The organism is Paenibacillus sp. S29, from assembly GCF_049319765.1.
Classification (GTDB): domain Bacteria; phylum Bacillota; class Bacilli; order Paenibacillales; family Paenibacillaceae; genus Paenibacillus; species Paenibacillus polymyxa_B.
Genome location: NZ_JBMOUI010000110.1, coordinates 1 through 257, shown reverse-complemented (window position 1 = coordinate 257; position 257 = coordinate 1). Strand labels below are relative to the sequence as shown.

1 protein-coding gene is annotated in these 257 nt (G+C 55.3%); it reads right to left on the bottom strand.

The window, feature by feature from the left end:
* On the bottom strand, positions 1-251 hold a 251-nt coding region (locus tag ACL9RM_RS26755), incomplete at its 3' end, for an AMP-binding protein (protein ID WP_422759432.1).
* Positions 252-257 lie beyond the last annotated feature (6 nt).

The window sequence follows — 257 nt, the reverse complement described above, 5'->3', positions numbered from 1 at the left end:
TTTATTTCTTGCAGTGCTGCGAGCAGCTTGGACGGAAGGGCTTCGCCCCCGACCATAATGGCCTTCACGCTTTGCAGCGCGCGGGAACCTGCTTCATGACCCAGCAGCATTTGTAACCGGGATGGGGTCATTTGCAACATCTCAATCGAATGTTGAGTAATCAATTCACCCAGCGCCTGCGGATTGACCTGATGCTGGCTGTCGCCAAGCACCACCGTCATTCCACCCAACAGGGGCAGGATGGTCTCCAAGACGAA